Raw genomic sequence first — 19657 nt, 5'->3', positions numbered from 1 at the left:
GCCTGCCAGCCTCGCGCGGCCGGGACCGTGCTGTCCAACCGGCCTCGCGTCGGCGGCCGGGACCGTGTGGGTCAGCTGCGGCTCGCGCCGATCAGCGCGAACCTGCCGTCGGGATCGATCCACTCGCGCCGTACGACGAACCCGGCCTCGGTCAGTTCGCGGCCCATGCCGTCGAGCCGGAACTTGGCGGAGATCTCGGTGCGCAGCTGCTCGCCCGCCGCGAACGAGATCTCGAGGTCCAGGCCGGGAATCCGGACGGTCATGGGCTCGGTGGCCTCGAGCCGCATCTCGATCCACTCGTTGATCGGGTCCCACACGGCGACGTGCCGGAACTTGCCGGGTTCGAAGTCCGCGCCGAGCCGGGCATTGAGCACGTTCAGCACGTTGCGGTCGAACTCCGCGGTGACCCCGGCGGCGTCGTCGTAGGCCGGCACGAGCACGTCGGGATCGGTGACGAGACCGATTCCGAGCAGTAACCACTCCCCCGGCTCGAGCACCGCGGCGAGGTCGGTGAGGAACGCGGTGCGCTCCGCGGGCGCCAGGTTGCCGATGGTGCCGCCGAGGAAGGCGATCAGGCGGCGTCCGCCGCCGGGCAGGTGCGTGAGCGATCCGGTGAAGTCGCCGACGACGCCCCGCACGGTCAGGTCCGGGTATTCGGCGCAGAGCCGGGTCACCGCGGACTGCAGGGCGACCTCGGACACGTCCTGCGGTACGTACGTATGGATGTACGGTCGCAGCGCATCGAGCAGTATCTCCGTCTTCTCGGAGGAACCCGATCCGAGCTCGACGAGCATCTCCGGCCGTGCCTCGTCGGCGAGCTCCGCCGAATGCTGTTGCAGCAGAGCTCGTTCGGTGCGAGTGGGATAGTACTCCGGCAGCCGGGTTATCTGTTCGAAGAGCTCGCCGCCGCGCTCGTCGTAGAGCCACGTCGGCGAGAGCCACTTCGGCGACGACGTCAGCCCGCGGCGCGCGTCGGCCCGCAGCGACTCGTCGAGCTGCTCCGGCGTCAGGTACACATCCACCGTCATGAGACGGCCACCTCCATGGGGGACACGATGAGGTGCCCCGGTCGGGCGCTGACCAGGTGCCGGTCCGGCACCTGGCGCCAGCGCGGATCGTCGTCGTACGGTTCCGAGGACACCACGGCGACGTCTTCGTCGACGAGGGTCCACAGCGAGTGGTACCAGGCCGTCGCCCACAGTCCGGAACCGTTGCCCAGCAACAAGTTCAACCGCGAACCCGGGGCGACGTCGAGCACCTCGTGCACGAGCCGCATCAACGCCTGCTCGGGCCGCGAGGAACGCAGCCGCGAATACAACAGCACCCACAGCGCGGCAGCGTCGGTGGGCGACTCGAGTCGCAGCAGTTCGGCCACTGGCAGCCGCTCGGCCAGCGAGACGAGCGACCCGGGCCAGCCGCGGACCACGCCGTTGAGGCTGAACGCCCAGCCGTCGCGGGTGAACGGAGCGCAGGCCGAGCGCTCCACCGGCATGCCTTCCGTCGCCGAACGCAGCGACGCCATGACGGCCCCCGCGCCGATATGCGAAAGTCCTTCGGTGACAAATGGATCGGACCAGATCGGGGCGGGGTTCCGATAGCGGCCGAAGCCGTCCGCACCCCACCATGCCACCCCGAACCCGTCGGCGTTGATCGTGCCGCCACCACGCATGTCCTTCGGCGCCCACGACTGGCGCACCAGCGACCGGGGTCCCTCGGTCACCAGGGAACTCACCGAGCGGACCGGCCCGAGATATCCCAGGTGTCTACACATCCGGCACGTCCCGCGCGCAGCGGAAGCCGGCGAAGATCTGCCGTCGGATCGGCAGGTCCCAGTTGCGGAAGGTGCCGCGGCAGGCCGCCGGGTCGGTGCCGAAGGAGCCGCCGCGCAGCACCCGGAAGTCGCCGCCGAAGAACACCTCCGAATACTCCCGGTACGGGAAGGGGGCGAATCCGGGGTACGGCTCGAACCCGGACGCCGTCCATTCCCACACGTCGCCGATCAGCTGGTGGACCCCGAGGCGCGACGCACCCGCCGGGTACGCACCGGCGACGGCCGGCTCGAGATGGCGCTGACCGAGGTTGGCGTGGGCCTCGGTCGGTTCCTCGTCGCCCCACGGGTAGCGCCGGCTCTCCCCGGTCAGCGGGTCCCAGCGCGCGGCCTTCTCCCATTCGGCCTCGCTGGGCAACCGGCGTCCGGCCCAGCGGGCGAAGGCCTCGGCCTCGTGGAAGCACACGTGCACGACGGGCTCGTCCGGGTCGAGCGGCACCGTCGCCCCGAACCGGCGACGCCACCACGTGCCCGAGTCGTCGCGGGTCCAGAACTGGGGAGCCTCGAGTCCCGCCTGCTCGCGGTGCAGCCACCCCTCCGGGCTCCACAGTTCCCGGCGGGCGTAGCCGCCGTCGGCGAGGAACTCGAGGTAGCGCCCGTTGGTGACCGGCACCGTGTCGATCGCGAACGCCGGCACGTACACCCGGTGGGCGGACCGCTCGTTGTCCAACGCCCACGGATCCGTCGACGTCCCCATCTCGAACTCACCGCCCGGGATCAGCACCTCCGCCGCGGCCGGTGGTTCGGCGCGCCGCGGCGCCGGCGCGGCGTCGAGCACGGGGGGCCCGGCCCGCAGCTGGTGTGTCGCGAGCATCGTCTCCGCGTGCTGCACCTCGTGCTGGACACTCATCGCGAACACGAAACCCTCGCGGGTGAGGTCGGTGTCGAAGCTGCACTGCGCCAGCACGTCCGCCGTGTGCGCGCGAACCTCCGCCGCGTAGTCGCGAGCCGCCTGCGGCCCGAGCAGCGGCAGCGCCGGGCGGTCCGCCCGCGGATGGCGGAAGGCGTCGTAGAGGTCGTCGACGTCCGGGCGCACACCGGCGTGACCGCCGGCCGCCCGGAGCAGCCAGCGTTCCTCCTGGTTGGCGATGTGCGCGAGGTCCCATACGAGAGGACTCATCAGCGGTGAATGCTGGGCCGTGAGTTCCGCGTCGTCGACGTCGGTCAGCGCGAGCACTCGCGCCCGCGCTCGCGCGAGGTCCCGGTCGAGCCGGGCGTGCAGATCGCTCACCGATCCTGGACCTCCGGGGTGCGACCGCGGCAGCACCGCTCCGCCGCCGCGTCCAGCGCCGCGGTGAACCGCATGTCCGGCGACGCCTCCGCGGCGAGCGCGAGCAGTCCGACCGCCGCGGCCCGGATCTCGAGATCCGCGAGTCCGAACTCCGCCGCCTCCTGCCAGCGGTCCACGACGGGGGCGGCGACGGCCAGGGCCTCGTCCATGACCGCCGGCGAGGTGAGCAGTGCCTCGACCGCGGCGACCGGGACCTGCCACAGGGCCCCCGGCTGCGCGTCGATGTACCGGACCTCGAGATGCCCGGCGGGACGCACCGGCGGGAACAGGGTGGTCAGGTGGTAGTCCAGGTCGGCGACGGTGGGCCGGCGCCCGATCTCGTCGTCCAGATCGCCGCTGAGCCAGTCCGCGAACGACGCACCGGGCGGCGCATGCCAGTCCCCGCCGGTCGCGCGCACACACAGCAGGGGCGCGTCGAGCGCCCACGCCGGGTAGCGCGCCGGATCGGGCACGGGGGTGGTGCGGTCGGCGTCCAGCGCCAGCCAGGTGCGCATCCGCTGCGATGCCCAGTTCCCGTCCGGTGCGCCCCGCAGTGAAGGCGAGCACGCGAACGCGGCCACCAGCGCCGGTCCGACGGCGTGCAGTACCCGCCACCGGCCGGCCAGCTCGTCGTCGTCGGCGCCGGCGTCGACGCTCACCTGGGTGGCGGCGGTGCTGTTCATCATCAGCCGGCCCAGCGGCCCGATCTGGTCGAACCGCAGTTCCATCGCGCTGTAGCGGGGAGTGCGCAGCAGCCGTTGCGGTGGGCGCAGTCCGTCGGCCGCCCCGTCGATCAGGTCCACCGACCGGCGGGCCAGCAATGCACGCAACATGCGGGCGTCGGCGGTCAGACGGTCGCAGACCTGCCGCGCCGAGACACAGGGCACGCTCGACAGTTCCACCTGCCCGCCCGGCTCGAGGGTCACGGCGCTGCCCGACGGCAACGGCCGCGCCGAGGAGCCGGGAGCCAGCTGCCGGGGGGCGTGCGGACCGAGGGCCTCGAGGACGGCCTGCAACTCCGGCCGGGCGCGGGTGCCGTCGGCCCGGGCGGTGAGCCATTCCAGTTCCACGCCGATCAGCCGGGGCGGCCCGAAACGGAAACTCACCCGGCGCACATGCAGCTCGGCGGCGGTTCGTGAGGCGATGCCGGCGTCTGCGCGCGGCACCGCCGGGTCGACTGTGATCACCACTCGGTCCGCCCCTCCCTCGCCTGTGGGCCAGCTCACGGACGAGCCTAACGTCAACCGGTGACAGGAGGCGGCTGAACGCTCACGCCGTGGCCCGGCGCGTCGCGCGGACGACGACACCGGCCGCGAGCACCGCGACGCCGGCCACGACCGCGCTCGGCGGCAGCGTCAGCACCAGGACGATGCATCCCACGGTCCCGATGACCTGCAGGAACCGGGGATAACGCCGGTGCTCGTCCCGCTGGGTGAAGGCGGCCAGGTTCGCGACGAGGTAGTACACGAGAACACCGAAGGATGAGAATCCGATCACTCCGCGCAGATCGACGGTCGCGACGAGCACGCACACCACCGCGGCGACGGCGAGTTCGGCCCGGTACGGCACCGCGAATCGCGGATGTACCGCGGCGAGCGGCCGCGGCAGATCATCGTGCCGCGCCATCGCGAGCGCGGTGCGGCCGACGCCCGTGACGAGGGCGAGCAGAGCCCCCAGCGATGCGGCCGCGGCCCCGGCGACCACGACGGGCGCCGCCCACGACCAGCCACCAGCGCGGACCGCGTCGAGCAGCGGCGCGCTGCTCGATGCGAGCCGGTCCGGACCGAGGCATGCGAGCAGGGTCACCCCGACGACGGCGTAGAGCAGCACCACGAATCCGAGGGCACCGACGATCGCACGCGGGATGGTCCGGCGCGGGTCGCGCACCTCCTCACCGAGGGTCGCGATCCGCGCATAGCCCGCGAACGCGAAGAACAGCAGACCGGCCGCCTGCAGCACCCCGTACACGCCGCCGACGGGGCCGAACGGATCGGCAGGTTGCGCGCCGGGGCCGGCCCAGCTCGCCGTGACCGCCGCGGCGAGCGCGACGAGCACCAGCGCCACGATGATGCGCGCGAGCCGGGCAGTGCGGGTGATGCCGCAGTAGTTCACGGCGGTCAGGGCGAGGACCGCGGCGACGGCGACGGGCCGCCGCCACGGTTCCGGCACGACGTAGGACGCGAAGGTCGTGGCCATCGCCGCGCAACTGGCGGTCTTGCCGATCACGAAGCCCCAGCCCGCCACGAAACCCCACCACGGTCCGAGCCGTTCCCGCCCGTACACGTAGGTGCCACCGGACGTCGGGTACTGCGCGGCGAGCTGCGCGGAGGAGGTGGCATTGCAGTACGCCACGACCGCGGCGAGGGCCAGGCCGACGAGCAGGCCCGCGCCGGCGGCGGCCGCGGCCGGCGCGAACGCCGAGAACACGCCCGCCCCGATCATCGCGCCGAGCCCGATGGCGACGGCGTCGCCGGTGCCGAGCCGGCGTTGCAGGGATTTCGATTCGCTCACGTATACATTCCAAGCACGAAGATATGAACGAAAGGTGCGTCCTCGATGCTCGACCTGCAGCGCGCCCGTCGGGACACGCCCGGCTGCTTCGACCGGGTCTTCCTCGACAGCGCGGGCTCGTCGCTGCCGCCGACACCGGTGCTGGAGACGACCGTCGCCCACCTGCGGCGTGAGGCCGAGGTCGGCGGGTACGTCGCCGCCGCGGAACGCGCCGACGACCTCGCCGCGGTGAAGACCTCGATCGCGCGGCTGATCGGTGCGCAGGCGCCGTCGATCGCACTGGTCGAGAGCGCTACCCGGGCGTGGGCGAGTTTCTTCTACTCGGTGCCGCTGCGCGCGGGCGACCGGATCCTGCTCACTCGTTCCGAATACGCCAGCAATGCCGTCTCCGCGCTGCAACGCGCCCGGGCGACCGGCGCGACGGTGGAGACGATGCCGACAGACGCGCTCGGCCGCATCGATGTCGACGCCCTCACCCGTACGCTCGACGAGCGGGTCAAGCTGGTGTCCGTCGTGCACGCCCCCACCAACGGCGGGCTCGTCAACCCGGTGCGGGAGGTCGCGGACGCGGCGCACGAGGTCGGCGCGCTGGTGCTGCTCGACGCGTGCCAGTCCGTCGGCCAGCTGCCGGTGAGCGTGCCCGAGTTCGATGTCGACGCGCTCTCCGCGACCGGCCGCAAGTGGCTGCGCGGACCCCGCGGCACGGGCTTCCTGTACGTCCGCCCTCGGCTGGTGACCGAGCTCGAACCGGCCGTCATCGATCTGCACAGCGCGCAGTGGACCGCTCCGGACGAGTACCGGCTCGCCGACGACGCGACGCGATTCGAGCTGTGGGAGACGAACGTCGCCGCCCGCCTCGGTCTCGGCGCCGCCGTCGACTACCTGCTCGACCTCGGGGTCGACGCGGTGACCGAGGCGGTCGCCTACCGCGCCGAGCACCTGCGCGACGGGCTGGGCCGGATCCCCGGCGTGGCCGTGCGCGACCTCGGGAAGGAGCACAGCGGCATCGTCTCGTTCACCGTCGACGACTGGGAGCCGCCGCGACTGCGGGAAGCGCTGGCCGCCGAGGCGATCACGGTCACGGTCAGCGGGCGCGGGTCGACGCTGCTCGAGATGTCGGCGCGACGGCTCGAGTCGGTGGTGCGCGCCTCACCGCACTACTTCGTCTCCCCCGCCGACGTGGACCGGTTCCTGGCGGCCGTGCGGGCGCTGACCCGGTCCTGACCGTCCCGGCAACCGGGACGATCGGTTCCGTCCGGCAGCTCGCGCGGTCAAGGTGTGCGAATCCCCGCCACACCCCGAGAGGATCGCGATGACCGAGACCAACCCCGTCCGTCCTGTTCCCGTCGACCGGATCTCCGCCTGGGATTTCGAAGCCGACGTCGTGATCGCCGGGTACGGCATCGCCGGGGTCTGCGCGGCCGTCGGCGCTGCCCACGCCGGAGCCGACGTGCTGGTGCTCGAACGCACCGGCGGGTGGGGCGGCGCGGCCGCCCTCGCGGGCGGATTCGTCTACCTCGGCGGCGGCACGGCCGTGCAGAAGGCCTGCGGATTCGAGGACTCGGTGGACGACATGCGCGCGTTCCTCACTGCGGCACTCGGACCGGGCGTGGACGAGGAGAAGATCGCCGCCTACTGTGCCGGCTCCGTCGAGCACTTCGACTGGCTCGTCGACTGCGGTGTGCCGTTCAAGCACGAATTCTGGGGCGAGCCCGGCTGGGAGCCCCCCACCGACGCCGGCCTGCAGTACACCGGCGGGGAGAACTCGGCGCCGTACGCCACCGTCGCCCGGCCCGCGCCGCGCGGCCACGTGCCGCAGATGAGCGACAAGCGGACCGGTGAGCAGGGCGGCGGCTACATGCTCGTGAAGCCGCTCGCCGAGAAGGCCGCCGCCCTCGGGGTCCGCGCCGAGTACGACGTCCGGGTGCAGACCCTCGTCACCGATGCGTCCGGCCGGGTGGTCGGGGTCTTGGCCAAGCGGTACGGCACCGATCTGGCCATCCGGGCCCGCCGCGGGGTCGTCCTCGCCACGGGCAGCTTCGCCTACAACGACGACATGGTGCGGGCCTACGCCCCGCACCTGGTGGGTCGTCCCGCCGCGTCGATCGAGGAACACGACGGTCGCGCGATCCGGATGGCGCAGGCGCTCGGCGCCGACCTGGCCCACATGGACGCCACCGAGGTGGCGTTCTTCTGCGATCCGCAGCTGATCGCGCGGGGCATTCTCGTCAACGGTCGCGGCCAGCGGTACGTGCCCGAGGACACCTACCCGGGCCGCATCGGGCAGCTGACCCTGCTGAAGAACGACAACGAGGCGTTCCTCGTCATCGACGAGGAGTCGTACAAGGCGGGGGTCGCCGCCCCGACGTCGTCGCCGCAGCTGCGCCACCAGCCGAAGTGGGTGTGCGAGACCGTCGCGGAGCTCGAGGCCGAGATGGGTCTGCCCGAGCGGGCGCTGCAGTCCACGGTGGAGGTGTACAACCTGCACGCCGAACGCGGCGCGGACCCGCTGCTGGGCAAGAAGCGCGAATGGGTGAAGCCGATCGGATCGCCCGTCGCGGCGATCGACCTGCGCGGCATGACCGGCGGGTTCACGCTCGGCGGCCTGCGTACGAGCCTGCACGCGGAGGTCCTGCACGTCGACGGTGCCCCGATTCCCGGGCTGTACGCGGCGGGACGGGCGGCGGCCGGACTGTCGGCGTGGGGGTACTGCAGCGGCGTCTCCCTCGGCGACGGCAGTTTCTTCGGCCGGCGGGCGGGCATCGCCGCCGCGGGCGGCTGAGCGCAGGGGGCATTCGACCCGCTCGGGCGGATCCGGTAGAGTCGATCGAGTTGTCTCGGCGAGGGTGAACCGCGAAATCGCTGGCTCACCGTGATCGACGCGGCTGCGGCTCCGCTCGAGCGTGCCCACGCTCCTGGCCGCGCGCGTCGCCCCTCGCCGGGAAGACCGCCCCAGTTCGAGCCATACGCGTAGGAGCCATTCAGCATGTCCGACGAAAACCGTCTCGCCGCCGTCGTCCGCACCGAGTTCGGCAAGGGTGCCGCCCGCCGCGCCCGCCGCGACGGTCAGGTGCCCGCCGTCCTGTACGGCCACGGCACGGATCCCAAGCACCTGTCGCTCCCGGCCCGTGAGTTCGCGGCCGTGCTGCGCGCCCACGGCACCAACGCCGTGCTGACCCTCGAGGTCGACGGCTCGGAGGAGCTGGCGCTGACCAAGTCGGTCGTCGTCCACCCGATCCGCAACTACATCGAGCACGCCGACCTGCTCGTCGTGAAGAAGGGCGAGAAGGTCACCGTCGAGGTCCCCCTCGTCGTCACCGGCGAGCCTGCGTCCGGCACCCTGGTCGTCAACGAGATCAGCACCGTCAAGCTCGAGGCGGACGCCCTGAACCTGCCCGAGCAGATCGAGGTTTCGATCGAGGACGCCGAGGCCGGCACCCAGATCACCGCCGCCGACGTCCAGCTGCCCACGGGCGCCACCCTGCAGGACGATCCGGAGCTGCTGTTGGTGAACGTGGTTGCCGCACCGACCGCCGCCGCAATGGAGGGCGAATCCGCGGAGGGTGAGACCGCCGAGTCCGAAGAGGCCTGAGCCGTCACCGGCTCCGCGTGACATGGGCGAGCGGCGCGTCATCCCCACGGGGTGACGCGCCGTCGTCGTAGCACTACCCGCCGCAACGGAAGGACACCGCCAGGTGAGCGACGCCACCGCACTCGTCGTCGGGCTGGGCAATCCCGGCCCGCAGTACGAGAAGACCCGCCACAACATCGGCTTCATGGTGGCCGACACGCTCGCCGCCCGGGTCGGCGGGAAGTTCAGCGCGCACAAACGCAGCAACGCCGAGATCGTCCAGGCCCGCCTCGACGGCCGGCAGGTGATCATCGCCAAGCCGCGCACCTACATGAATCTCTCGGGCGGACCCGTCGCGGGTCTCGCGCGCTTCTTCTCGGTCGAGCCCGCCGACATCGTGGTCGTGCACGACGAACTGGATCTGGACTTCGGCACGGTCCGGCTCAAGCTCGGCGGCGGGGAGAACGGCCACAACGGGCTGCGGTCGATCTCGAGTGCCCTCGGCACCAAGCTCTACCTGCGTACCAGGGTCGGGATCGGCCGCCCACCGGGCCGCATGGACCCGGCCGACTACGTGCTCAAACCGTTCTCCTCGACCGAACGCAAGGAACTCGACCTGATCCGCGAGCAGGCCGCGGACGCGGTGGAGTTGTTGCTGCGGGTCGGCCTGGAGGAGGCCCAGAACCGGGTCCATTGACGTGGTGTCCTTCCGGACCGGGCGAGGTCCGGAAGGACAGCACGGCGCTACCCGCCCAGCAGATGGACGGAGCTGCCACGCCGCAGCTTTCCCGACGACGTCTTCGGGATGCTTCCCGGACCGAGCACCGCGACGGTGCGCGGCCGCACCCCCACCTCCGCGACGACCGCGTGCACGACGTCGTGTTCGATGCGGCGCACCTCTTCCGGGTCGTCGATCCGGTTGGTCTCGACAGCGACGGCGAAGGACTCCCGTTTCTCGCCGGAATCGAGCCGGATCGCGACGGCGTTGCCGGGGCGCACGCCGTCGACGCTGCACGCGGCCCGTTCGATGTCGGTGGGATAGACGTTGCGGCCGCCCATGATGATGACGTCCTTGACGCGCCCGCACACCACGACCAGACCGTCCTCGGTGAAGTAGCCGACGTCGCCGGTGTCGAACCAGCCCTGCGGGTCCTGCGCGGGCACCGGACCGTCGACGGTGAGGTATCCGTGGGTGACGGCCTTGCCGCGCAGCTGGATGATGCCGACGCCGCGGGGCGGCAGTACCTGCCCGTCCTCCCCGACGACGCGGCCCTCGAGTCCGGGCACGAGATGCCCGAGGGTGGGCAGCCGCCGGGCGTTGGACCGGGTCGACGGAACCGCCATCCCACCGGCCTCGAGCAGGTCGGGGTCGACGAGATCGAGAATTTGCCCGCGTCCCGGATCCGGCACGGAGACCGCCAGGGTGGTCTCGGCCATGCCGTAGACCGGCGCGAGCGCCGCCGGATCGAGGCCGAATCGGGCGCCGGCGGCGGCGAGGGCCTCCATGGTGTCCGGATCGACCGGTTCGGCGCCGTTCCACATCCACCGCACCGACGACAGGTCGACGGCGCCGTCGGGGGCCTGGGCGAGCTTGCGCGCCAGAAGTGAGTACGCGAAGTTCGGTGCGGCCGTCACGGTTCCGCGGTACTTGCTCATCAGTTCGGCCCACAGCAGCGGGGAGCGCAGGAAGTCGAGCGGGGTCACGGAGACGACCTCGGCGCCGACCTGCATGGGCACGCTCAGGAATCCGACCATCCCCATGTCGTGGAAGAGCGGCAGCCAGCTGACCATCACGTCGTCGTCGAGGGAGAACTTGATCCGCTCGATCATCGCGTACGCGTTGACGTAGAAGTTCTCGTGCGTGATCTGCACGGCCTTCGGGGACCCTGTGGACCCGGAGGTCAGCTGCTGCAGCGCGATGTCGTGCTCGTCGGTGGGCAGCGGGTCGACCGGCGTGCCGGCATCCATCTCGGCGATCGTGACGACGGGGATTCCTCGCTCGGTCAGGAGCGGCGCGGCGATCTCGAACGGCGCGCCGAGCACCACTGCGCGGGCGCCGATCATGCCGATGACGACCTCGGTGTCGCGTGCCCACAGCGCCAGGTCGGTGCGCGGTGTGGGCTGGTGCAGCATCGTCACCGAGGCGCCGCGCATCCACACCGCCTGACAGGCGGGTGCGATGTCCACCGGATTCCCCGCGAGGATGCCCACGGCGTCGCCGTGACCGATGCCGGCCGCGGCGAGGGCACCGGCCATGCGCCGGGCCTGCTCGTGAATCTGCCCCCAGCTCTGCCGCCGGGGGGCGTCGGGCTCGCCGGTGACCAGACCGTGCGGGGACCGATCCGCGGTCTCGTACATCTCGTCGGTGAATCTGCTCACGAACCACTCCTCACGTCGATACGACCCCGGGCACCGGGTACGACGTTGCCCAGGGTGCCCCCGATCCGTCCCGAGGGGGAGTCTCTTCGGAGAATGTGACCGAATCTCACGGAAATCGACATTCGATTGCCGAGTAACATGGACGAGTTGTCTGCGATGCGGGAGCCGCCCGCGCGCATCGACGAGCCGCACATCCGCTTCGAGAGGTACTTCCGCGTTGACTACCCCGCCCGTTTCCACCGGCAACGACGCCGGCACCACCGCCGCGTCGTCGAAGGAAGTGCTCGCGGAAGCGGGTCGCCGCCGCACTTTCGCGGTGATCTCCCATCCGGACGCCGGCAAGTCCACGCTGACCGAGGCGCTGGCCCTGCATGCGAAGGTCATCGCCGAGGCCGGTGCGGTGCACGGCAAGGCCGGGCGCAAGTCCACGGTGTCCGACTGGATGGAGATGGAGAAGGCCCGCGGCATCTCCGTCAGCTCCACGGCGCTGCAGTTCAACTACCGCTCCGAGGAGTCCGACGACGACGTCGTCAACGTGATCAACCTCGTCGACACACCCGGTCACTCCGACTTCTCCGAGGACACCTACCGGGTGCTCACCGCCGTGGACGCGGCGGTGATGCTGATCGACGCCGCCAAGGGCCTCGAGCCGCAGACCCTCAAGCTGTTCCAGGTGTGCCGTCACCGGGGCATCCCGGTCATCACCGTGATCAACAAGTGGGACCGGCCCGGCCGGACCCCGCTGGAGCTGCTCGACGAGATCGACGAGCGCATCGGCCTGACCCCCACTCCCCTGTTCTGGCCCGTCGGCATCGCCGGGGACTTCCGGGGCCTGCTGCGGCGCGGGGAGGACGGCGCGCCCGTCGAGTACGTCAAGTTCACCCGCACCGCCGGCGGCGCGCGGATCGCCCCCGAGGACCGGCTCTCCCCCGGGGAGGCCGAGGAACGGGAGGGCGAGACGTGGACCGAGGCGGTGGAGGAGTCGGAGCTGCTGTCGGCCAGCGGGCAGGACCACGACCAGGAGATGTTCCTGGCCGGGCAGACGTCGCCGGTGATCTTCGCGTCGGCCATGCTCAACTTCGGCGTCCGGCAGATCCTCGACACGCTCGTTGCGCTGGCGCCGCCGCCGCGCGCCCGGCTCGACGTGAACGACACTCCCCGCAACGTCGACGACCCGTTCAGTGCCGTGGTGTTCAAGGTGCAGGCGGGGATGGACACCGCACACCGCGACCGCCTGGCGTTCATGCGGGTGGTGTCCGGGGTGTTCGAGCGCGGCATGGTCGTCACCCATGCGCAGACGGGTAAGCCGTTCGCCACCAAGTACGCGCTGACGGTGTTCGGCCGGGAACGGTCCACGGTGGAGAACGCGTATCCCGGCGACGTGGTCGGGCTCGTCAACGCCACGGCCCTCGCCCCCGGGCACACCCTGTACGTGGACCGGAAGGTGGAGTTCCCGCCGATCCCGTCGTTCGCGCCCGAACATTTCTCGATCCTGCGCGCCGAGAGCGCCTCGAAGTACAAGCAGTTCCGCAAGGCCGTCGATCAGCTCGACTCCGAGGGCGTGGTACAGATCCTGCGCAACGACATCCGCGGGGACGCGTCCCCGGTGATGGCCGCCGTCGGTCCCATGCAGTTCGAGGTGGTGGCGGCCCGGATGAAGGCCGAATACAACGTCGAGCCGCGGATGGAGCCGCTGGGCTACGCGCTGGCCCGTCGCACCGATGCGGCCTCGGTGGACGAGCTGAACCGGCAGCGCGGCGTCGAAGTGTTCACCCGCTCCGACGGTGTCCTGCTGGCGCTGGTGAGCGACAAGTGGCGGCTGCAGTACCTGCGGAAGGAACTGCCCGAGCTCACCCTCGAGCCGCTGGTGGCCGCCGCCGACCAGTGACACCCGTGGTGGGCGTGGGGCCGGTGTTGCTGTGCGTGGCGCCGGTGTTCCTGGTAGCTTGCTGTGCCGTCGAGCCGAACCGAGCTCGCGGATCTCAGGAGCGTTCATGGACGACGACTCGGCCGTATCGACCGACGGCACGCCGCTGCGCGGCCGTTCCGAGCCGGCGGACGAGTCGCCCGGACCCAAGCGGGCAGGCACCTTCGTCTATCCCCTGCCGGGAACCCTGACCGGCAACGGAGCGTCTTCCCTGCACTCGACGGGAAGTCACGCGGCGGACGTCGACGAGGCCGGCGGTAACGGCAGCGACCCGTTCCCGCTGCCGAGCTTCGACGGCAGCGACGGCGTTGCCGGGCACAGCACGCCGACCGCCGCGTCGCGCCGCAACTCGATGGGAGTGGCATCCGTGCGGATCGCGGCGCGACTGGCGCACACCGAGCTCGCCGCCCGTGCGCAGCGTTCCCGCGCATCCGATCCGACGGTCGAGACCGACGAACTGCTCACCCTGCTGGGTGAGTATCTCGTCGCGGGCGGATTCGAGAATCCGGAGATCCGCGCCGTGCTGGGCGGGCAGGAGATCGTCGTCGATCTGCTCGCCCCGCGGCGCACCGCGCCCTGACGTCCGCATCCGCGCGCCCCCTCGTCAGACGCACCCGAAACAACGTGTGCGGCTGAACATTTCGTGCGCGGATGGCCGGCCGGCCGAGCGTCTACTCCCGGAACAGTCCCGCGACGAGGGCCGGGTCCACGTCGCCGATCCCCCGCGGCGACCAGGACGGGTTGCCGTCCTTGTCGACGAGCACCGCGCGCACCCCCTCGGCGAAGTCCGGCTCGGCGGTGATGCGGACCGCGACCTCGAGTTCCCGCGCGAAGCACTCGCGCAGCGGGCTCTCGGCGCCGCGGCGCAGCAGCTCCGCGGTGGCCCAGAGACTCGTCGGGGATGCCGCACCGAGCGCTGCCCGGGTGGTGACGGCCCACGTCTCGTCGAGGTCGTGGTTGCCGGACAGGCGCTCGACGATGTCGGCGACGGTGCCGTCGCCGAACACCGCGTCGATGTCCGGGTATCGATCGGCGATCGCCGACGCGGGAGCCGCCTCGGCGAACTCGTCGAGCGCCGGCTGCCAGTGGCCCTCGCGGATCCGGTCGGCGAGGGCGTCGATCCGGTCACCGGGAACGAAGTGCGTCGCGAGGCCGACGGCGATGGCATCGCCCGCGTCGGCGCGGGCGCCGGTCAGCGCCAGGTACAGTCCGACGGCGTCGCAACGGGCGGTGGTGCCGCGCAGTCGCGGCAGGAAATGACTGGCGCCGACGTCGGGGACGAAGCCGATCGCCGTCTCCGGCATTGCCAGCACCGCTCGCTCCGTCACGACGCGCACCGCGCCGTGCACCGAGATGCCCAGCCCGCCGCCCATCGTGACTCCGTCGACGAGCGCGAGATACGGCTTGGGGTAGGTGGCGACCAGTTCGTCGAGCCGGTACTCGTTCGCGAAGTAGTCCCGGACCGCGTCGGTGTCGCCGGCCACGGCGGCGTCCCGGACCGACTTGATGTCGCCGCCGGCGCAGAACGCCCGGTCGGATGCACTGGTGACCAGTACCGCGGTGATCTCCGGGTCGTCGCGCCATGCCAGCAGGGCCTCGTACATGTCGCGGATCATCGACGAGTCCAGGGCGTTGAGGGCCACCGGCCGGTCGAGCACCACCTCGCCGATGCCGTTGGCGACGCGGGTGCGGATGAAGGTGTCGGTCACGCGCCGGAGCCTACCGGGCCGCTGCCCCGGCAACCGATCATGTGGGAGCCCCGGTTGCGCACGTGTCTGCGCGGCGCACCGTGCCTACCGGCCGGTACCGGCGGCGGCATCCTGCCGACGGCCGGTCAGTGGACCGACGAGCAGCCATCGGTGCCCGAACGGATCGAGCAGCGTGGCGTTGCGGTGGCCGTGGCTCTCGGCGATCCAGCGCTCGACGGTGCCCCCGGCGTCGCGGGCCTTGGTGAGCACGGCGTCGGTGTCGTCGACCGGGAGCATCAGGCTCACCGACGTCGCGCCGGCCTCGGGCGCGGACAGGCCCATCTCGGGGAACTCCTCCGCCAGATAGACCATTCCAGTGGGAAAGACCAACTCGGCGTGGCCGATCCGGCCGTCCTCGAGCACCACGGGGTCTCCCGCCAGCCTCGCGCCGAACACCTGCCGGTACCAGTCGATGGCACTGCGGGCGCGTCCCACGATGAGGTACGGGAGCGCACCGGCCCGGGGGAAGACTTCGGTGTCGGTCGCGGTCATGGGACGAGGTCCCCTCCTCTCGGCCGGCGCGAGTTCTCGCTCGGTTCAGGACGCGCGGGGCGGCTGCTGCAGCAGCGACCACCGGTTCGAGGTGAGCCGGAAGCTGGGCATGTCGGCAACGGATGTGACTGTCTCCCAGTTTCTTTCGTATCCGGTGTGGGAGATGCGCCAGAGCCCGTCCGTCCCGCGCACGTAGCGGTCGTGATAGTAGGCAGACCCGCGCATCACGAGCCCGTCCTCGGGCACCACCACCGTGTCGGCGAGGAACCAGACCCCCGTGGCGGTGTCCCCCTCGACGTCGATCTCGGGGTGGCCGCAGTGGTGTTCGGTGATGACATGGGACCCGAGGGTGTTCTCGAGGAAGTTCAGGAACGCGTCGCGCGATTCGAAACTCAGATGTTCGCCGTAGACGGCGGTGGCCTCGGGAACCATGGTGTCGGCCAGTTCGATCCACGACTTCGTGTCGAGCGCCCGCGCGTAACGGTACTTCAGTCGCTCGATCTCACGTATCGCCTGCAGGTCCATTCTCGCGCCTCCCACCACAGGGCCTGTCAGCCAGGCTAGCCGGGATCCCCCTCGGGGGGTATCGATTCCGGCGGCTCGCCGGGCAATTGGATTGCAGTTAGGTCACGGGACCTGGATCGTGTTCCCGTTTCGCGATCAGGGCGCGGATCGCGGCGTCGACGAGCGTGCGGGCGTAGGCGTCGTCGTCCGCCGCGGGTCCCGCGAGGGAGAACAGCACGTGACTGAGCGCCGCACCGGTGACCATCTCGAGCAGCAGCGTCACCGAGACCTGCCGCGGCAGCTCGCCGCGCTCGACCGCCCGCAACACAATGGTGCGGGCCGCGACGAGGCGGCTGCGGTTGAGCGTGGTGGTCAGGTGGGCCAGCAGGTCCGGGTGCACGCGTGCGTCGAGCGCGACGCGCAGGCTCACCAGTCCGGGCGTCGTGCGGTAGCCGCGCAGGAGTTGGGTGACCAGTTCGACCAGGTCCGAGCGCAACGCCCCGGTGTCGATCGGCACCGGCAGCGGGCTGCGCGCCTCGAGCGCCTGCACGAGCAGTTCGTCCTTGGTGGCCCAGCGGCGGTACAGCGCCGCCCGTCCCACCCGGGCGCGCCGGCCGACCGCGTCGAGGGTGAAGCCGCGCCAGCTCGTCTCGGAGTAGACCTCGATCACCGCGTCGTAGACGCGATCCTCGAGGTCGGCGTCGCGGGGTCGGCCACGGCGACGCACGATCGGCTCGGTCACGGTGTGCAGTGTGCCAGACCCGGCACCCCATTTACAGACTGAATCAGTCCGTATTACTGTGCGGGTGACCGTTTCCCCGACCCCTCCGAGGCCGCAGATGACCGACCCTGCCCGAACACCCGTCGTCGTCGGCGTCGGCGATCTGCGCTCCGGACGCGCCGGCGCCCCCGCCGATCCCCGCGAACCGCTCGACCTGATCCACGACGCCGCCGGGGCGGCTCTCGCCGACACCGGCGTCGACGACATCGCGCGGCACATCGACGCCGTGTATGCCGTCAAGACCGCGAGCTGGGCGTACGACGACCTGCCCGCGCTCCTCGCCGCCCGCCTCGGCGCCGCGGCGGCCCGCACCCACACCAGTCCCCTCGGTGGGCACTGGCCGGCAGCGCTGCTCGACCGCATCGGCCACGAGATCGCCATCGGCACGATCGGCGTCGCGCTCCTCGTCGGCGGCGAATCCCAGGCCTCGGTCACCGCCGCGACGAAGACCGGCACGGACCCGGCCACGCTGGGCTGGACCACCGCGCCCGGCGGACCGCCCGCCTTCGACCCGGACGACCTCGGCAGCCCCGCCATGCAACGCGCCGGGATGCTCGCCCCCACCCGCGTCTACCCGCTGTTCGAGACCCGGCTCAGCCACGAACTCGGGCACTCCCACGACGAATCGCTGGCCTGGTCCGCGCAGCTGTACGCCGCGTTCTCCGAGATCGCCGGACGCAACCCCGCCGCCTGGAACCCCGATCTGCGCACCGCCGAGGACATCACCACCGTGGGCCCGCGCAACCGGATGGTCACCGCCCCGTACCCGCTGCTGCTCAACGCGATGCCGTTCGTCGACCAGGCGGCCGCCGTCGTCGTCACCTCCCTCGCCACCGCCCGCGAACTCGGCGTCGCCGAGGACCGGATCGTGTACGTGTGGGGCGGGGCCGGCGCGACGGAACCGGTCGACATCCTCGCCCGCGCCGGCTTCGGCCGGTCCGCGGCACTCGCCGACGCCCTCGCCCGGACCCTCGAGCGCACCGATCTGCGGCCGGCCGACCTGGACATCGTGGACGCCTACAGCTGCTTCCCGGTGGTGCCGAAGCTGCTCGTCGAACACCTCGGCCTGACCCGCGAGACCGTCCCGAGCGTCACCGGCGGCCACTCCTTCTTCGGCGGACCGCTCAACAGCTACACGCTGCACTCCCTCGTCGCCGTCACCCGCCGGCTGCGCACCGACGGCGAGATCGCCCTCGTCCACGGCAACGGCGGCTACCTGACCTACCAGCACACCGTCGTGCTCGCCGCCGCACCGCACACCCGCGGGTACGTCGGCGATCCCGAGCCCCGCGTGCTCCCCGCCACCGGACCCGAGCCCGTCGTCGACTACAGCGGTGACGTCGAGGTCCATACGGCAACCGCGGAATACGGACGCGACGGCCACCCGGCGATCGGGTTCCTGGTGGGCACCACCCCCGACGGCCGTCGAGTCTCCGGCTACACCGACGCCGCCGGCGCGCAGGTGCTCGCGGCGGGTGCGGACATCGTGGGCCGCACCGTCCACGTCGTCGACCGCGGCGGCGCCCTGACCGTCACCCTGACCGATCCCGTCACGGAGGAGACCCCCGCATGACCGAGCCCGTCGTCCTGGTCGAGCAGCGCAGCCACACGCTGCTCGTCACCATCAACCGGCCCGGGGCCGCCAACAGCATCGACGCCGAGGTGCACACCGGCCTCGGCGAGGCGTGGGAACGCGCCGACCAGGACCCGGACGTGCGCGTCGTCGTCCTCACCGGCGCCGGAGACCGGGTGTTCTGCGGCGGCGCCGACCTGAAGGCCCTCGGGACCGCCGGACCGGCTGGGGTCACCCCGCCCGAGACCGCGCACTGGGGGTTCGCCGGCGTCGTCAGACACCCCATCGCCAAGCCGATCGTCGCGGCGGTCAACGGCACCGCACTCGGCGGCGGCACCGAACTCGCCCTCGCGAGCGACCTCGTCGTCGCCGCCGACACCGCCGAATTCGGGTTGCCCGAGGTCCACCGCGGCCTCATCGCCGGCGCCGGCGGGGTGTTCCGCATCGTGCAGGCCATCCCGCGGTCCGTCGCGATGGAACTCGTGCTCACCGGCAAGCCGATCTCCGCCGCCGATGCTCTGCGCTGGGGCCTGGTCAACCGCGTCGTTTCCCGGACCGACGTCCTCACCACCGCGCTCGAGCTCGCCGACCTCGTCGCCGCCGGGGCACCCCTGGCCGTGCAGGCGAGCAAGACGATCGCCCGCGGCATCGTCGACGGCGCCGTCCCGTCCGAGGAACCGGACTGGGAGGCGACCGAAGCCGCCCTGGCCCGGCTGACCACCAGCGCCGACACCGTCGAGGGCGTCATGGCCTTTCTCGAGAAGCGCGCACCCGTCTGGAGCGGACGATGACCACGGCACTGGACCGGGAAACCTGGGACACTCCCGAGCGGACCGCGCTGCGCCGTCTCACCGCGGACTTCACCCGCAAGGAGATCGTGCCGCACCTGGACACCTGGGAGCGCGACGGCGTCGTCGCCGTGAACTGCACCGCAAGGCTGCCGAGGCCGGGCTGCTCGGCGCCTCGGTCGCCGAGGAGCACGGCGGCTCCGGCGGCAACCCGCATGCGCGAGAGCGGGCGGCTCCGCCGCCGGTGTGTCCTTTGGGCTGCTACCGCCGCCCAAAGGACACACC

At 71.7% G+C, this 19657-nt stretch carries 18 protein-coding genes; 8 read left to right on the top strand and 10 right to left on the bottom strand.

Annotated elements, in window-relative coordinates:
* Window positions 1–71: 71 nt before the first annotated feature.
* The 5 genes from egtD to ACM26Y_RS06610 form a co-directional block, all read right to left on the bottom strand.
* A complete protein-coding gene (gene egtD, locus ACM26Y_RS06630; RefSeq protein ID WP_289377323.1) occupies window positions 72–1028 on the bottom strand; it encodes an L-histidine N(alpha)-methyltransferase in 957 nt (318 codons plus the stop codon).
* Entirely contained in the window at window positions 1025–1771 is a 747-nt protein-coding gene (gene egtC, locus ACM26Y_RS06625) for an ergothioneine biosynthesis protein EgtC (RefSeq protein WP_040783192.1), read from the bottom strand. The genes egtD and egtC overlap by 4 nt, the downstream gene beginning before the upstream one ends.
* Window positions 1764–3059, bottom strand: a complete 1296-nt coding sequence (gene egtB, locus ACM26Y_RS06620) for an ergothioneine biosynthesis protein EgtB (RefSeq protein ID WP_003937854.1) — start codon at window positions 3057–3059, stop codon at window positions 1764–1766. Before egtB ends, egtC begins: the two co-directional genes overlap by 8 nt.
* Window positions 3056–4288 (bottom strand): ergothioneine biosynthesis glutamate--cysteine ligase EgtA, encoded by a 1233-nt coding sequence (gene egtA, locus ACM26Y_RS06615; protein WP_416062976.1) that lies wholly within the window; start codon window positions 4286–4288, stop codon window positions 3056–3058. The genes egtB and egtA overlap by 4 nt, the downstream gene beginning before the upstream one ends.
* 79 nt (window positions 4289–4367) lie before the next feature.
* Window positions 4368–5609 (bottom strand): APC family permease, encoded by a 1242-nt coding sequence (locus ACM26Y_RS06610; RefSeq protein WP_416062975.1) that lies wholly within the window; start codon window positions 5607–5609, stop codon window positions 4368–4370.
* A gap of 45 nt (window positions 5610–5654) precedes the next feature.
* On the opposite strand from ACM26Y_RS06610, the gene ACM26Y_RS06605 reads away from it, so the two are divergent.
* From ACM26Y_RS06605 to pth, 4 genes are all read left to right on the top strand, one after another.
* A complete protein-coding gene (locus ACM26Y_RS06605; RefSeq protein ID WP_416062974.1) occupies window positions 5655–6833 on the top strand; it encodes an aminotransferase class V-fold PLP-dependent enzyme in 1179 nt (392 codons plus the stop codon).
* Between the two features lie 88 nt (window positions 6834–6921).
* On the top strand, window positions 6922–8391 hold the full coding sequence (locus ACM26Y_RS06600; RefSeq protein ID WP_416062973.1) for an FAD-dependent oxidoreductase: 1470 nt from the start codon (window positions 6922–6924) through the stop codon (window positions 8389–8391).
* 204 nt (window positions 8392–8595) lie between these two features.
* A complete protein-coding gene (locus tag ACM26Y_RS06595) occupies window positions 8596–9201 on the top strand; it encodes a 50S ribosomal protein L25/general stress protein Ctc (protein WP_416062972.1) in 606 nt (201 codons plus the stop codon).
* Window positions 9202–9304: 103 nt separating this feature from the next.
* Entirely contained in the window at window positions 9305–9877 is a 573-nt protein-coding gene (pth, locus tag ACM26Y_RS06590) for an aminoacyl-tRNA hydrolase (RefSeq protein WP_003937848.1), read from the top strand.
* Between the two features lie 47 nt (window positions 9878–9924).
* Here pth and ACM26Y_RS06585 read toward each other — a convergent pair whose 3' ends face one another.
* Window positions 9925–11559, bottom strand: a complete 1635-nt coding sequence (locus tag ACM26Y_RS06585) for a fatty acyl-AMP ligase (protein ID WP_416062971.1) — start codon at window positions 11557–11559, stop codon at window positions 9925–9927.
* Between the two features lie 217 nt (window positions 11560–11776).
* Here ACM26Y_RS06585 and ACM26Y_RS06580 point away from each other — a divergent pair, with 217 nt between their 5' ends.
* Together ACM26Y_RS06580 and ACM26Y_RS06575 are read left to right on the top strand one after the other, a co-directional pair.
* Window positions 11777–13447, top strand: coding sequence for a peptide chain release factor 3 (locus tag ACM26Y_RS06580; protein WP_416062970.1), 1671 nt, complete (start codon window positions 11777–11779; stop codon window positions 13445–13447).
* Window positions 13448–13553: 106 nt separating this feature from the next.
* Entirely contained in the window at window positions 13554–14066 is a 513-nt protein-coding gene (locus tag ACM26Y_RS06575; RefSeq protein WP_416062969.1) for a hypothetical protein, read from the top strand.
* Between the two features lie 91 nt (window positions 14067–14157).
* Here the strand turns inward: ACM26Y_RS06575 and ACM26Y_RS06570 are convergent, their stop codons facing one another.
* From ACM26Y_RS06570 to ACM26Y_RS06555, 4 genes are all read right to left on the bottom strand, one after another.
* Window positions 14158–15195 carry an enoyl-CoA hydratase/isomerase family protein gene (locus ACM26Y_RS06570; protein ID WP_416062968.1) on the bottom strand — a complete coding sequence of 346 codons (1038 nt, stop codon included), beginning with the start codon at window positions 15193–15195 and terminating at the stop codon, window positions 14158–14160.
* Window positions 15196–15279: 84 nt separating this feature from the next.
* Window positions 15280–15726 carry a VOC family protein gene (locus tag ACM26Y_RS06565; protein WP_054371878.1) on the bottom strand — a complete coding sequence of 149 codons (447 nt, stop codon included), beginning with the start codon at window positions 15724–15726 and terminating at the stop codon, window positions 15280–15282.
* A gap of 45 nt (window positions 15727–15771) precedes the next feature.
* Window positions 15772–16251 carry a nuclear transport factor 2 family protein gene (locus ACM26Y_RS06560; RefSeq protein WP_003937841.1) on the bottom strand — a complete coding sequence of 160 codons (480 nt, stop codon included), beginning with the start codon at window positions 16249–16251 and terminating at the stop codon, window positions 15772–15774.
* A gap of 97 nt (window positions 16252–16348) precedes the next feature.
* Window positions 16349–16972: a TetR/AcrR family transcriptional regulator gene (locus tag ACM26Y_RS06555; protein ID WP_416062967.1), complete on the bottom strand. Its 624-nt coding sequence runs from the start codon at window positions 16970–16972 to the stop codon at window positions 16349–16351.
* A gap of 97 nt (window positions 16973–17069) precedes the next feature.
* Between ACM26Y_RS06555 and ACM26Y_RS06550 the strand changes: the two genes are divergently transcribed.
* Window positions 17070–18584, top strand: a complete 1515-nt coding sequence (locus ACM26Y_RS06550; protein WP_416062966.1) for an acetyl-CoA acetyltransferase — start codon at window positions 17070–17072, stop codon at window positions 18582–18584.
* A complete protein-coding gene (locus ACM26Y_RS06545; RefSeq protein ID WP_054371881.1) occupies window positions 18581–19375 on the top strand; it encodes an enoyl-CoA hydratase-related protein in 795 nt (264 codons plus the stop codon). The genes ACM26Y_RS06550 and ACM26Y_RS06545 overlap by 4 nt, the downstream gene beginning before the upstream one ends.
* Window positions 19376–19657: the final 282 nt, after the last annotated feature.

Source organism: Rhodococcus indonesiensis (assembly GCF_047782815.1).
GTDB lineage: Bacteria > Actinomycetota > Actinomycetes > Mycobacteriales > Mycobacteriaceae > Rhodococcus > Rhodococcus indonesiensis.
Note: the sequence above shows the minus strand (reverse complement) of the source record. Positions and strands in the feature narration are given on the sequence as shown.